This is a genomic window from Bacteroides timonensis, from assembly GCF_000513195.1.
GTDB classification, from domain to species: domain Bacteria; phylum Bacteroidota; class Bacteroidia; order Bacteroidales; family Bacteroidaceae; genus Bacteroides; species Bacteroides timonensis.
Window position 1 is genome coordinate 67,194 of the sequence record NZ_CBVI010000012.1, and the last position, 13,867, is coordinate 81,060.

A 13,867-nucleotide genomic window follows, 5' to 3' on the forward strand; every position below is an offset into this window, starting at 1 on the left:
TTTTGCATTCAATTTGCTCTATTTTTGTGGGTGCAAATATAGGGCTTTGTATGGACTAACCCACTTTTTTTACCATAAAAAAAGAGAAACGGTAATAAAATAGCCAATTGATTTAACCATATTTAGCAATAAGAGGTTAAATACGAACATTCATAAAGGAATTAATATGGAAAAGAATGAACTGAAACCGGCAGGCGTTTTTCATTATTTCGATGAAATCTGCCAAGTGCCGCGTCCTTCGAAGAAGGAAGAGAAAATGATTGCTTATCTGAAAGCATTCGGTGAGAAACATAAGTTGGAAACACTGGTTGACGAAGCCGGTAACGTCCTCATCAAAAAAACCGCTACACCGGGTATGGAGAACTGTAAGACCGTAGTGCTGCAATCTCACATCGACATGGTGTGCGAAAAGAACAACGATGTGCAGCACGACTTCCTCACCGACCCGATAGAAACCGTAATTGAAGGGGAATGGCTGAAAGCCAAAGGTACAACACTGGGAGCCGACAACGGTATCGGCGTAGCCACTGAACTGGCTATCCTCGCCGATGACAGTATTCAACACGGACCTCTGGAATGTCTGTTTACGGTGGACGAAGAAACCGGACTGACAGGTGCCTTCGCCCTGAAAAAAGGTTTCATGAACGGTGATATTCTGTTGAACCTCGACTCGGAAGATGAAGGAGAACTTTTTATCGGCTGCGCAGGAGGTATCGACTCCGTTGCAGAGTTTACATATAAAGAGGTAGACGTACCTGCCGGATACTTCTGCTGCAAGGTGCAGGTGAAAGGATTGAAAGGCGGACACTCCGGTGGAGATATCCATTTGGGGCTCGGTAATGCCAATAAGATATTGAACCGTTTCCTGAGTCAGACTTTCCAGAAGTATGATATGTACTTGCGTGAAATAGACGGTGGTAATCTGCGCAATGCCATTGCACGCGAAGCACACGCGGTTATCGCTATACCGGAAGACTACAAGCATGACCTGCGTGCCGATCTGAATATTTTTGCGGCTGAAGTACAAGCTGAGTATACCGTAGTCGATCCGGGGCTGCAACTTATCTTAGAATCGGAAAACACCCGTGCGAAAGCCATCGACAAAGATACTACGAAGCGTCTGCTGCAAAGCCTCTACGCTTGCCCTCACGGAGTGTATGCTATGAGCCAGGACATTCCCGGACTGGTAGAAACGTCTACAAACCTTGCATCCGTCAAGATGAAGCCGGGCAACATTATCCGCATCGAAACCAGCCAACGCAGTTCTACCGCCTCATCCAAGCAAGATATAGCCAATATGGTACGTACCGTATTCGATATGGGCGATGCCAAAGTTACCTTCGGTGACGGCTATCCGGGTTGGAAACCTAATCCACACTCTGAAATACTGGAAATCGCTGTCGAGTCATACAAACGTTTATTCGGTGTAGATGCCAAGGTGAAAGCTATCCATGCCGGACTGGAATGCGGTCTGTTCCTCGATAAGTACCCGACACTGGATATGATTTCCTTTGGTCCTACTTTGCAGGGTGTGCACTCTCCCGATGAACGGATGCTGATTCCTACAGTAGATAAGTTCTGGAAACACCTGCTGGATATCCTGGCTAATGTTCCCGTAAAGAAATAACTCACATCCCTTATTCCTCTTATACGGATGGTTAAAGGGGAGCATGTAAAAGATGGCATCTTTTGATGTAAAAGATGCCATCTTTCGTAACATAAGATGGCATCTTTTGCATAATAGCCTATAGAGATATAACTCCTTTCAATATACCATCGTCTCATCAAGGTAGTAAGATAAAAGCGACAGATATAATAAAGCGACAGAAATACCGTTATTTAGTAAAACCTACAGAACGTACGGTATGAAATCGAAAGCACTATACCTTATATATATATTCCCGATACTTTTCCTGTTGTCCTTTGCCGCCTGCGACGACATGGATGATTATTCGTCCGACCCGAAGCATACACTTTGGTTCTCACAGGACACGCTGCGTATGGACACCGTACTCACCGGCATTCCCACTTCCACCTGCCAACTGAAAGTTTACAATCCACATAAGAAGGCATTGCTGATATCTTCCATTATTCTTGCCGATGTCGGCAAATCCGGTTTCCGTATCAATGTGGATGGCATTAGGGGGGATCAATTCTCCGACATAGAAATTGCAGGAGAAGACAGCCTCTACATTTTTGTAGAAGCGACTCTGCCTCAGCAGGACAATGCCGACATCAGGTTGATAAAAGACTCTATCCTCTTTCAACTGAATGGCATCCGGCAAGAAGTTAAGCTACGGGCGTATGCACAAGATGCTTTTACTTTCCGGGGGAAAGTAATCGAGAAAGATACATTGATAGCCTCCCAACGGCCGATATTGATTTATGACAGTATCAGTGTAGCTCCGGATGCGCACTTAACGCTGGCGGCAGGTACCCGCCTGTATTTCCACGGCAAGGCTGGAATGCAGGTACACGGACGCTTATCAGTGACAGGCAGTTTATCCGCCCCGGTCGTTTTCCGGGGAGATCGCACCGACCGTATGTTCCCTTATCTTCCTTACGACCGGTTACCGGGACAATGGGGCGGCATACGATTCTACAAGAGCAGTTACGAGAATCATCTTGTTTATGCAGACATTCATGGAGGAAGTTTCGGTATTCGCTGTGACTCTTCAATGACAGACCGCAGGAAACTGACACTGGAGTCTTCTATCATACGGCAGGTATCAGGCAATGGACTGGAGTTGACATCGTGCCAAGTGGTGGTAGGAAACAGTGAAATCAGTAATGCGGGAGAGAATTGCGTCAGTTTGTTAGGAGGAGATTATACATTCACTCACTGTACGCTGGCTAATTATTTCAGTTGGAACGTACGGAAAGGAACGACATTGCAAGTCTGGAATGAACAGGATGACATGGCCTATCCGCTTTCATCGGCTATCTTCCGTAACTGTATCATTGCAGGTTCGGGTACGGATGAAATCAACGGAGGACGCTCCAAGAATGAGGGTATAGCTTTCAATTATTACTTCTCACACTGCCTCATCAACTCGGTGAAAGAAGAGAATGACAAGATAGTCAATGTGATTTGGGAGAAAGACGATAACTTCTTGCTGATGGATAGCCGTACGCAGGAATACAGCTTTAGCCTCAATGAAAAGTCTAAAGCCATCAATTTAGGAAAGCAAGAAGATGCTATCGCTTATCCGACAGACAGAAACGGGAACTCCCGACTACAAGATACAGCACCGGATGCGGGATGCTATGAGAAATCGGCTTCAAAAGATGAATAATAATTGCTATACCTTAAAATGGCATCTCCTCTTCTTGCTGTTCTTCCCTTTTTTTACCCTCTACGGACAAACGAAGAAAGATTCTCTCTCTTTTCGCATCGTCAGCTATAATGTTGAAAACTTATTCGATTGCCGCCACGATACGCTGAAGAACGATTACGAGTTCCTGCCCGATGCAGTACGCCACTGGAATTATACGAAATATAAGAAGAAACTGGATGCCATAGCCCGCACAATCACAGCCGTAGGCGGTTGGACTCCGCCTGCACTCGTAGCCCTTTGCGAAGTAGAAAACGACAGCGTATTGCGCGATCTGACCCAGCGTTCGGTTCTTAAGGAAGCCGGATATCGCTATGTAATGACCAACTCACCCGACCAGCGCGGAATTGATGTGGCACTGCTCTATCAAAGAGATCAGTTCAAATTGATTTCCCATCAGGGTATTCCCATACCTCACAGATCCGGCAAAAAGAAATTCCGCCCTACACGGGATATACTGCACGTCTGCGGAATGTTGCTGAACAGCGATACCCTGGACATCTTTGTTGTCCATCTTCCATCCCGTTCAGGAGGTGCCAAGGAGAGTGAACCCTATCGTCTATTTGCTGCCGGACAACTGAAAGCCGCAGTAGACAGTATCTATTCCTATCGGCATCATCCGCAAATTCTTATCATGGGAGACTTCAATGATTATCCCGATAATGCATCCGTCAACAAAATACTCTCAGCAGAAGCACCACCCCAGAACGGTGACAGCCTGCAACCGCAAAAGCTCTATCACTTACTTGCCCGCAAGAGCGCAATTCGAAAGCACTTCGGCAGTTACAAATATCAGGGCGAATGGGGATTACTGGATCATATCATTGTCTCCGGAACGCTTCTTCAACCGGATGCGGATTTCTGCACCGGCGAGGATAAGGCTGATGTATTTCATTCTTCGTTCCTATTGACGGAAGATAAAAAGTATGGCGGTGTACAGCCATTCCGCACTTACTACGGAATGAAGTATCAAGGTGGTTACAGCGATCACCTCCCAGTATGGGCGGATTTCCGGCTCATTTATTAATCCGAATACTGATACAGTTTCAAATCAAACTTCTGTACCATCACCAGCAAATGATCGAATATATCGGACTGAATACGTTCGTATTCCTTCCATACCTTGTTTCGGGAAAAGAAGTAAACCTGAATGGGAACTCCATAAGTGGTCATTTCCTTCTGGCTGATAATCAAGTCCAAATCCTGGTTCACGACAGGAAGGCTGCAAAGATAACGTTCGATGTAAATACGGTAGAGTTGCGCATTGGTAGGTACCTCGCCTTCTGCCGGCTGATAGTCTGCCATCAAAGGAACTTCCTTACGGATGGTATCCAACATTTCGGGAGTGCAAAACTTCAGGGTCGTCATGTCCAGATAGATATTCTTATCCACACGCCGGCCACCACTCTCCTGCATACCGCGCCAGTTCTGGAAAGAGCCGTTCACCAAGGTATAAGGCGGAATGGTAGAAATCGTGTTATCCCAGTTCTGTATCTTTACGGTGTTGAGGGTTATCTCTTTCACAATACCGTTGGCGGAGCCATTGGGTAAGGCAATCCAGTCGCCGATACGCAACATTTCATTGGCAGAGAGTTGTACTCCAGCCACAAAGCCCAGAATGCTATCCTTGAATACTAACATTAATACTGCCGCCGAAGCACCCAGCCCGGCAAAGAGGGTTGCGGGAGATTTATCTATAAGAATAGAAATGGCAATGATAGCCGCCACAAAGAATAACAAGACCTGCAATACCTGGACAAAGCCTTTCATCGGATGGTTCTTACTGGTGCCTTTCTGATTATGAAAATCCAGAAAAACGAGCAGTAGCCCATTCAGCGCAAAGGCTAAAGCAGCCACTATATATACGGCACAAACTTTCTGCGACAACTCCAACAGTTCTACTCCGTGTACAAAGGTATGAGGCAACAGGAAGTAAATCAGAATTCCCGGTAAGGTATGTATCAGATGGGGAACCACTTTCCGCTTCATCAGCAAAGTATTCCAGCGATGGGGTGAACGATTGGTATAATGCTTCATTCCCCCTACGAATATTGCCTGAAACAGATAGTCCAGCCCTATAGCTACAGCAATGATTAATATGGCGATGATAGTTTCATCAAATGTATTCGCAAATTTAGGGTCTATTCCCCAACCTACAAGGGTTTTATTCATCCACCCTCCTAATGTCGTCATATATTCCTCCGATCTTAATTGCTTATAGGAATAATAACAAATAGAGAGGAGCTGTTGTTTAATGAAACTTCTTCCCGGCTTCATCTCCTACTTTTCCGGCTTCAGCAAAATAGTCCCGGCATATCTGTCTGGAACAGAAATGCTCCTGACAATCATTTTATTATCCTTCGTTTATTTATTCACCTCATTGAGTTAGGCACAAACGTACTATCCAAACATCCATTTACTCATCTATTGCATGGCTTCCTCCTGTTTCATAGCCCGCCAGCGTTGCACGAAGCACCTGTATCATATCCTGTCGGAATGATTCCGGTGAAAGTATCGCCAATTTATCCCGATGCCAAAGTAATTCTTGCTTTAGATCATACGTAGGTCGCACGAACATTTCAAAGTCTGTATAATCTTCCGCATGATTCACTTCTATTTGGGATGCGTGGAGCGGAACATCTTTTAGATAAGCATCTTGGGGCCAAAATGCACGAAAACGAATAGTTATTGGCTCAGACTGTCGTATAATTCCAAAACAATGTTCAAAATAAACTTCCGGCTTCAAGATTGCCCGCAATTTAGGGGAGAATTTCACCTTATTTTCTTCCAACAATTCTATTTCTTTCACCCGTTCCAATGCGCAAGTCATGGTGCGCTCCTTGCCTCTAACTTCGCCTATCACATACCATCGTTGTTTGAAGAGGCGAACAAAAGCGGGCAACAGAATGATTTCTTTCTCATCCTGATAATGTGATTTATACACTATCCGAAGCAGTTTCTTTCCATCGATAGCCTCCATCACATCCTGTAAAAGATTGGCAGCCGGTGGTGCAGGTTCTACCATCACTTCCTCCCGTTGATTCACACGTTCAGCAAGACTCGATACACGAAAAGCACTTAAAAGCCACTGCTGCAACCCGTCATTTTTAAAACCATCCGGTCGAATAATTTTATATAAATTCCCATCATGCTTATCACATTTGATGTCTACATACATCAATGATTCCGCTTCCCGCCGGTAACGGTTGAAAGTCCGTTCCGCCAACGGATCTCCATCCTCATTAGCCGATGCATTCAACCATTTTTTCTGTATCTCAGGCAAAGTAAGCGGCTGGATACTCAAGGTATCGATCAACCACAAACAAAATTTATATTTGAATATCATTGTTCATCCTCCTTACCGAAAAGAAAGTCACATATTGAATTACTCAACATTCTACTGACCTTCACTATTATTTTTATAAATACAATTAAATAAACCAACAGAATCACATTGGTATGCCACTGCAATTCAAACATGCTGGGTGCATCAGGATCAAGCAATACCGCAATAAAAAATGCACTTCCAAGCATGAAAGTTGATAAGCCACTTGTTATCAACAAGAATACAATAGTTGTCAGACAGCCTCTCATAGTCCTTACCCTTATTTAATAATGAAATAAACAAGTTTACCCAGAACCCACGAGGTAAAAAATAAAGCTATCAGCCCCACTATGGCGCACAAAGTTACTGCCAGAAAGTTAGTGATATGCCATGCCTCACGTATTTCTCCTGCCACAATGAGAAGAAACATAATCACGAACGGCGAAGGCAACAGGCAAAGTATGACAGACACCCACTCGGCTACACCTTTCTTTGTCATCACTTTCCCTCCTTCCTTTTTCGTTCTTCTTCTCTTCTATCCTCTTCCGCCAGTTCTTCTTTACTTTCCCTGACGCCTTCCCAAAAACTTTTGGAAAGCAATAGCCATCCAAGGATATAGCCAATGACAGCAAGAATCCATTCGTTCCATCCGAAAGCAGTGGCAAAAGCCGCACCGACAATAGCTCCGATACATCCGTTAATGAGGCTTTTAATCAAACCTTTAATTGTCTCCATAACTAAACGATTTTAATGTTTATATTCCGTTTGTTTTATGGAGGCAAAGTTAGGGGGAGGTTCGGTCAAGAGCAGGCGGCATCTCACTTATTTTTGTTACTCTAGTTATTTAAAAAACTATATTTTTACTCAATTCCTGATTGACTCCCTGCAAATTAAGTTTTCCTGAATACAAATCTGACTTTATATCTTGTAACTTAATAATAAGTTCCTCTCTCGATTTTGCATCTTTGATTTTCTCATAAACATAACTTGAATATCCTTTGGTATGATGAGTTTTATGGACAGTTCCTTTATATATACTTGTTTCCATATTTTCAGGTAATAAGATCCCATTCTCAGGAGCATTAATATTTATATTGAATTTCTTCAATAGTTCACGAGATTTTAAAGCGCTGGGATCACTTCCCTCTACAACATGATGGGCTGCATTTCCTCCAAAAGCCGTACTAATTCCAGCAGATTTTTTGTCCATAGCCACAAACATATTCTGTTTCAAAATGGCAGCATTAGGTTCATCTATTAATTTCAATTTACTCTTATCATATACAGCTAATTGTTGCAAAGTAGGAAACTGATCATAAGGACATATAGCGGCTCGTCGCTCTTTCAATAACAGTTTATTAAAATCCTCTCCAAAAGAACTTGCATTTCTCCCTAAATTGTTTAATTCAGGAGTATAACTTCCATCCAAATGTTGTATTGTTTGTAATGCTTTCCGCCCTTTAGGCAACTCAGCCAAACTTTCTTTAAGCCCTCCTTTTAATCCCTTTTCCAGCAAATTCTTGGAAGTTGATTTCTCCAAACTTTCCCGTAATAATTTCTTTGACGCTGTTTCTGTCGCTTCTTCCGTACCTTTCAATATGACTTTTTTTGCAATTTTATCACATGAGCTGAAAGTACCCGACAGGAAACAAATTCCTATTAACACAAATATCCGTCTCATTATATCTATATTCTTTCTCTAGGATTCTGGTATTCAATGTTTATTTAATGCCAAACGAAAGCCTAAATAATTATAATATGCTGTAGGCTGGTCATACAAACGAACATTCGGGCGGCAAAAATTAATATCCGCCTTCCAAGCGCCACCATGTCCTACACGATACAGCCCTGACGATGGTCCTTGTGGATCGGCTACAGTTTGATCCTTCAATTCACCATACCAATCACTACACCATTCTACCACATTACCGCTCATATCATAAAGGCCTAATTCATTTGGTTTTTTAGTTCCAACTTCATGAGGTGCATTACCACTATTCACTTTACACCAAGCTACTTCATCCAGATCATTACTCCCGGCATATCTATATTCCTTGGAGTAAATACCACCTTTCGCAGCAAATTCCCATTCAGCATCTGTCGGAAGTCGAAAATGGCGTCCAGTTTCCAGGTTAAGTTTCTTTATGAACTCTTGTACCGCATTCCAAGACACATTTTGTACCGGCAATTTTGCGTCTTTAAAAACAGAGGGATTAGTATCCATTATGGCATTCCATAACTCATTTGTTACTTCATAACGATTCATATAAAAACTCGAAATTCCCACTCGATGAACCGGATGTTCTTTTTCGTCCCACTCATCTAAATTATATCTTTTAGGAGAAGCTCCTTTATTATACCAACCTCCATTTATCGGTTGCATATAAAAACAAACCTCGCCAACCTTTATTTCCAAACTTTGCTCAGGCAACGCAACATCATCTATCTCTAACAAATTTGTATCTATATCCGCCATCGCCCCTACTTTGGATTTTGTCTTAACTGAATATTCTTTAAAAATTTGGCCTGCTATATTTTGTTCTGAAAGGTATTCGGCATATTTACCAATCAGAGAATCAGACAAACTTTGTTCTACTGCCATAGCACGATTGGTAAACAATAAATAACAACCCACAAGCAAAAGAATATCCAAAACTATTTTTATTCTACGTTTTCTGCGTTTTGCCTTCATCCGTTGGCGCTCTTGATACCCACTAGATAAAATGGAAGCTCCCATATGAAAGAACTCACCCCAAGCACCGGATGCCTTCTTGTCTATAATTTTATGTCCCAACTGTTCCATGAACAAAGCATTTTGTATTTTTGCAGCTAACCAATTACCAATAAAATAAGAAATAATCCACATTATAATCAATCCAATCAAAATATCGAATGTCCAATCTCCTAATTCCAATGCTAAACGCTCTTGAATATCTTGAGACAACTGTTCATCAATGACACCATCAATATCATCCAGTTGTACATTCTGCACTTTATCATTCAGATCCTTACATTCTTCATTATACAAAGCAATTTTCTCATTTATCAAAGTTTCCAACTTTTCGGCAGACAGTTTCTCACGAAATTTTTCTTCTAACTCTTTTTGTTTATCCTCCTTGCTAAGAAAAATATAATCATAAATCATTACTGGAATACGCCAAAAGGCGAATTCATCTTCAATTATAGCGTGAACATTTGTATCTACATAATCAATAATCACCGTATTTACAGTATCATTTAAGGCCATTTTATTAGATAAACTATTCTCTTGCGCCGATACACACACACTTAAAAATAGCAATAGAACCGATAATATTATCTTTCTCATTTTTTATTTAGATTTGAATTAATATTCTAATAAAAAAAGAGCGCGAACCCACATCTCAAATTTCTTGAAGGTTCGGCTCTGGTAAGCCTTGGTCATGAAATAAGCGAAGCAGCTCCACGCCCTGTCCGGGTGTGAACAATGCTCAGACTTATATTATTCATGACCAAAAGTTGAATTTACCAGATTTAACCTTCAGAATAATACGTCTTCGACGTTCTACAATATTTTATTTTTCGTCCTCTTTTTTGTTTTCTTCTATATTTTCTTTCTTTACTAAGGCAAATGTATAAAAGATTTCCGTAAAAGAAATACGAAAGGATAAAAATATTGGGAGCCGCCCGCCTTTTCTTTCATCTATTTGGAAGACAAAGGTAGAAGGAGATACCGCCAATGACCGGCAGTACGTTTTTTTTCAAATGATAAAAAATGCAAAGTGTCAGAGTGTAAGCATACAACAAATAAAGACGCTATTCTCTGCAAGATACTCAATGGCAGCTGCTTCTTCGCATCCTGGCCGTGTCAAGGCCGTACCCTCTCCGTAGTATCTCCGTAGCCTATAGAACCGAATTTGCTACGGATCTGGTACGGAGAAGATACGGACCGGACACGAAGAAGGTCATAGGATTGGCCTAAAAGTCGGTATGAACAGAACATCATGATAGAACACAAATTACGCGAATTACACAAATAAAGGGCTGCGCTGCTATCAGCTATTACTAAACTATTTTTCTCCAGTTAGGAAAAAATATTTCTCCAGTTGGGAAAAAGAGCGCCCACTTATACCAATGTTATCTTTTAAGCATTACCGGAATATAATCAATGGAGTTTCTTGTAGTTTTCAGCCCCTTCCTGATATAATCTCCGCATCTCCACCACCACCTTCTCCGGTGACAGCACTTTTACCCCCGGCCCGAATCCCATCAACACCGTATAAAGTTCCGGATTTAAAACCACCGTGATTTCAAAAATCATGCTTCCATCCTCACACTGCTCTATCAACGTCTGCGAAGCATGCAAAGGTTTAGTCCGAATATACGATGATTGACGGTTATCAGCTTTAAAGCGAATAGTCGCCTTAGACAAACGTTCGTGCTTAGTCACCCCAATCACATCTTCAAAGAAAGTATCAGGATGGAAATCTTTACTTGCATAATAAGGTATTTCGGGCGCCAGTAGTAACTCCTTGATGCGATCCAGAGCCAAATTCACCAATTCCCGATCACCTACACGCGCACCAAACACAAACCAGCGGTTACGATACTCCTTCAATAGATAAGGATAAATATAATAATCCTTAGCAGTGCGCGAATTGAACGAACGATAACGCAAATGCAGTGTCTGCTGGCGCACTATGGCATCATAAATAGGATTCAAATAGCCTAAACCTATCAGGTTCTTGTTCCGTTCGAAGTCTATCACTGCCGGAGTATGATGCCGGGCTACCGCCACACTGTCCTGCAGGCGGCCAATCACATCCGCCATCTCCGAGAAATAATCAAAATCCTGAAACTGTCGCAACAGATTAACCGCCTCCGACAGAACTTCTATATCGTTTCGCGACAGAGGCAGGCGCGTTATGGTATAGTCGGGCTCGGCATAACGATAATACTTATTCTCATACACTTCAATCGGAGCATTATATCCCAGCTTCTCGCTTCGCATCACTTGAATATCCATCTGCACCGTGCGTCGCGAGATGCCTTTGTCTATCCCTTCATACTCATATAAAGCCCCGGAACAAGCCTCCACCAGGTCATCCAGTGTCCAGCGACGATAAGGGTTGCGTAGGCAATTATCTATTGTCTTATACCTTATTAATGCATTTCTATTGGCAGGCATATCTACTTTTTTACCCAAAAATAGAAAAATAATCCATACTACGCAAAAACATTGCGCACCTCCATGCAAATCTTTGCAACATCAACTTAAAAGACATTGAAATATGAAAGTTATTACAATGAACAATGTACCCGTAAAACTCTGGGTAGACCAGCTGGACGCACATGCCTGGGAAGAAGTAAACAACCTGGCAACACTACCTTTCCTTTTCCATCACCTTGCACTGATGCCCGACGCACATGGGGGTAAAGGTATGCCGATAGGTGGTGTACTGGCAACGAAAGGAGCAGTAATCCCCAACGCGGTAGGAGTGGATATCGGTTGCGGTATGTGTGCCGTGAAAACAAATCTTCTTGTTGAGGAAATACCGCAGGATGTACTTCGCAAAGAGATTATGCGAGGAATACGTAAACGGATTCCCTTGGGAAGAGAGCACCATAAAACCGCGCAAGATGAACAATACATGCCAACCGGTTTCGATACAGAGAGAATGACAGTCGTAAATCGTCAATTAGTATCGGCACGAAAACAAATCGGTACACTGGGTGGTGGCAACCACTTCATCGAATTGCAACGTTGCAATGACGGTTACCTGTGGATTATGCTGCACAGCGGTAGCCGAAATTTAGGAAAGATGGTAGGCGATTACTATAACCAGATGGCCGAAACACTGAATACCCGCTGGTATTCCAGTGTAAAACCGGATATAAAACTCGCTTTCCTCCCGCTGCGTGCACCGGAATTCAAACAATACTGGGCGGAAATGGAATATTGCGTTGCTTTTGCCCTTGCCAACCGTAAACTTATGATGGAACGCATTGAGGAAATAATAGCCGAAGCATTGCCTAACGCCACTTTCGAACCTATGATCAACATTGCGCACAACTATGCTGCATGGGAAGAACATTTCGGGGAAAATGTAATTGTGCACCGGAAGGGGGCTGTACATGCCGGCATCGGAGAAATAGGTATTATTCCGGGATCACAAGGTACACATTCCTATATAGTAGAGGGATTAGGCAATCCGGAAAGCTTCTTGAGTTCTTCACACGGGGCAGGACGTGCGATGAGCCGTTCTGAGGCTGTGTGCAGTCTATCACTCGAAGAGGAAATCGCGCGTCTTGAATCGCAGAATATCATACATGCCATTCGTGGACGCCAAGACTTGGAAGAGGCTGCCGGCGCCTATAAGAATATCGATGAAGTAATGGCTAATCAGGCTGACCTGGTAAAGATTCGTACCACCTTGTCGCCGATTGCGGTTATCAAAGGATGACTTTAGTTATCCTTTCAATACATACCCTTTCTTCATCAACGATTCTATCTTCACTGAGGAGTCATTGCGAAGCGCCTTACGCAAATAAGTTATCTGTACATTCAACGCCAGAGAGTTTGCATAAGAGGTACTACTCCAAACTGTATTCAACAGCAAGTCACGGTCTACAGCCAAGTTGAGATTCTTCGCCAACAAGCGGAGGATCTCTGCCTGACGGGAGGTAATAAGAACTTTATTATTTCCCGTTCGTATTTCATTGGTACTGTAATTGAAGACAGACTGACCAAAACGGTAAGTCTCCTCCTCCACCGTATCGGAAAGTTGGGAAGTAAAACGTTCATGGATACGGGCTATAAGTTCTTCCGGATAAAACGGCTTGGCAAGATAATCATTTGCACGAAGCTGGAAACCTTGCAGGCGGTCGGCCTTATCACTACGGTCGGAAAGGAAGAAGATTAGGACGTGTTTATCCGTCTTGCGGATACGTTCGGCCACTTCAAAGCCATTGTAACCGGGCATATTGATATCGAGCAATACCAAATCGGGCTTTACAAGCGGAAACTGTTCCAAAGCAATCGTACCGTTTCCGGCATAAGTCACCTCATAACCTTCTTTTTCAAGAAAGCGTTTCAGCAGCATCGAGTACTTCAAATCATCATCGGCAAAAAGTATTTTCAAAGGTTTCATATAGTTAAGTAGATATTCAAAATTGTTTTGGACTATAAATGGGAATTTATCTTATACTTTTTCTTTCGCTTGTCCGA

12 protein-coding genes are annotated in these 13,867 nt (G+C 42.7%); 4 read left to right on the plus strand and 8 right to left on the minus strand.

Features of this window, described 5'->3' with window-relative positions; all coding sequences use genetic code 11:
• Nucleotides 1-166: 166 nt before the first annotated feature.
• The 3 genes from BN161_RS03710 (at nucleotide 167) to BN161_RS03720 (ending at nucleotide 4,362) form a co-directional block, all read left to right on the plus strand.
• Nucleotides 167-1,627, plus strand: a complete 1,461-nt coding sequence (locus BN161_RS03710; RefSeq protein ID WP_044263263.1) for an aminoacyl-histidine dipeptidase — start codon at nucleotides 167-169, stop codon at nucleotides 1,625-1,627.
• A gap of 238 nt (nucleotides 1,628-1,865) precedes the next feature.
• Nucleotides 1,866-3,296, plus strand: a complete 1,431-nt coding sequence (locus tag BN161_RS03715; protein ID WP_044263265.1) for a choice-of-anchor Q domain-containing protein — start codon at nucleotides 1,866-1,868, stop codon at nucleotides 3,294-3,296.
• The gene (locus tag BN161_RS03720; RefSeq protein WP_044263266.1) at nucleotides 3,289-4,362 is read left to right on the plus strand and encodes an endonuclease/exonuclease/phosphatase family protein; all 1,074 of its coding nucleotides are present in this window, start codon (nucleotides 3,289-3,291) and stop codon (nucleotides 4,360-4,362) included. Before BN161_RS03715 ends, BN161_RS03720 begins: the two co-directional genes overlap by 8 nt.
• On the opposite strand, the gene BN161_RS03725 is transcribed toward BN161_RS03720, so the two are convergent.
• From BN161_RS03725 to BN161_RS03760, 7 genes are all read right to left on the minus strand, one after another.
• Nucleotides 4,359-5,528: a mechanosensitive ion channel family protein gene (locus tag BN161_RS03725; protein WP_044263338.1), complete on the minus strand. Its 1,170-nt coding sequence runs from the start codon at nucleotides 5,526-5,528 to the stop codon at nucleotides 4,359-4,361. The two genes, BN161_RS03720 and BN161_RS03725, sit on opposite strands and share 4 nt — an antisense overlap.
• A gap of 223 nt (nucleotides 5,529-5,751) precedes the next feature.
• On the minus strand, nucleotides 5,752-6,681 hold the full coding sequence (locus BN161_RS03730; protein ID WP_044263268.1) for a WYL domain-containing protein: 930 nt from the start codon (nucleotides 6,679-6,681) through the stop codon (nucleotides 5,752-5,754).
• Between the two features lie 259 nt (nucleotides 6,682-6,940).
• Nucleotides 6,941-7,159, minus strand: a complete 219-nt coding sequence (locus BN161_RS03740; protein WP_044263272.1) for a hypothetical protein — start codon at nucleotides 7,157-7,159, stop codon at nucleotides 6,941-6,943.
• The gene (locus tag BN161_RS03745; RefSeq protein ID WP_044263274.1) at nucleotides 7,159-7,395 is read right to left on the minus strand and encodes a hypothetical protein; all 237 of its coding nucleotides are present in this window, start codon (nucleotides 7,393-7,395) and stop codon (nucleotides 7,159-7,161) included. Before BN161_RS03745 ends, BN161_RS03740 begins: the two co-directional genes overlap by 1 nt.
• A 109-nt stretch (nucleotides 7,396-7,504) precedes the next feature.
• Nucleotides 7,505-8,257, minus strand: a complete 753-nt coding sequence (locus BN161_RS03750; protein ID WP_167332487.1) for an AHH domain-containing protein — start codon at nucleotides 8,255-8,257, stop codon at nucleotides 7,505-7,507.
• Nucleotides 8,258-8,374: 117 nt separating this feature from the next.
• Complete coding sequence (locus tag BN161_RS27955; RefSeq protein ID WP_081743624.1) at nucleotides 8,375-9,988, minus strand: formylglycine-generating enzyme family protein; 1,614 nt, start codon at nucleotides 9,986-9,988, stop codon at nucleotides 8,375-8,377.
• Between the two features lie 816 nt (nucleotides 9,989-10,804).
• Entirely contained in the window at nucleotides 10,805-11,827 is a 1,023-nt protein-coding gene (locus BN161_RS03760; protein ID WP_044263279.1) for a helix-turn-helix transcriptional regulator, read from the minus strand.
• Nucleotides 11,828-11,930: 103 nt separating this feature from the next.
• On the opposite strand from BN161_RS03760, the gene BN161_RS03765 reads away from it, so the two are divergent.
• Nucleotides 11,931-13,103, plus strand: coding sequence for an RtcB family protein (locus tag BN161_RS03765; protein WP_044263281.1), 1,173 nt, complete (start codon nucleotides 11,931-11,933; stop codon nucleotides 13,101-13,103).
• Nucleotides 13,104-13,109: 6 nt separating this feature from the next.
• Here BN161_RS03765 and BN161_RS03770 read toward each other — a convergent pair whose 3' ends face one another.
• On the minus strand, nucleotides 13,110-13,790 hold the full coding sequence (locus BN161_RS03770) for a response regulator transcription factor (RefSeq protein ID WP_044263283.1): 681 nt from the start codon (nucleotides 13,788-13,790) through the stop codon (nucleotides 13,110-13,112).
• Nucleotides 13,791-13,867 lie beyond the last annotated feature (77 nt).

Bases quoted from the DNA above. Each gene is read 5' to 3' on its own strand.
- BN161_RS03710 (WP_044263263.1), top strand. From the start codon at position 167: ATGGAAAAGAATGAACTGAAACCGGCAGGCGTTTTTCATTATTTCGAT.
- BN161_RS03715 (WP_044263265.1), top strand. From the start codon at position 1,866: ATGAAATCGAAAGCACTATACCTTATATATATATTCCCGATACTTTTC.
- BN161_RS03720 (WP_044263266.1), top strand. From the start codon at position 3,289: ATGAATAATAATTGCTATACCTTAAAATGGCATCTCCTCTTCTTGCTG.
- BN161_RS03725 (WP_044263338.1), bottom strand. From the start codon at position 5,528: ATGACGACATTAGGAGGGTGGATGAATAAAACCCTTGTAGGTTGGGGA.
- BN161_RS03730 (WP_044263268.1), bottom strand. From the start codon at position 6,681: ATGATATTCAAATATAAATTTTGTTTGTGGTTGATCGATACCTTGAGT.
- BN161_RS03740 (WP_044263272.1), bottom strand. From the start codon at position 7,159: ATGACAAAGAAAGGTGTAGCCGAGTGGGTGTCTGTCATACTTTGCCTG.
- BN161_RS03745 (WP_044263274.1), bottom strand. From the start codon at position 7,395: ATGGAGACAATTAAAGGTTTGATTAAAAGCCTCATTAACGGATGTATC.
- BN161_RS27955 (WP_081743624.1), bottom strand. From the start codon at position 9,988: ATGAGAAAGATAATATTATCGGTTCTATTGCTATTTTTAAGTGTGTGT.
- BN161_RS03760 (WP_044263279.1), bottom strand. From the start codon at position 11,827: ATGCCTGCCAATAGAAATGCATTAATAAGGTATAAGACAATAGATAAT.
- BN161_RS03765 (WP_044263281.1), top strand. From the start codon at position 11,931: ATGAAAGTTATTACAATGAACAATGTACCCGTAAAACTCTGGGTAGAC.
- BN161_RS03770 (WP_044263283.1), bottom strand. From the start codon at position 13,790: ATGAAACCTTTGAAAATACTTTTTGCCGATGATGATTTGAAGTACTCG.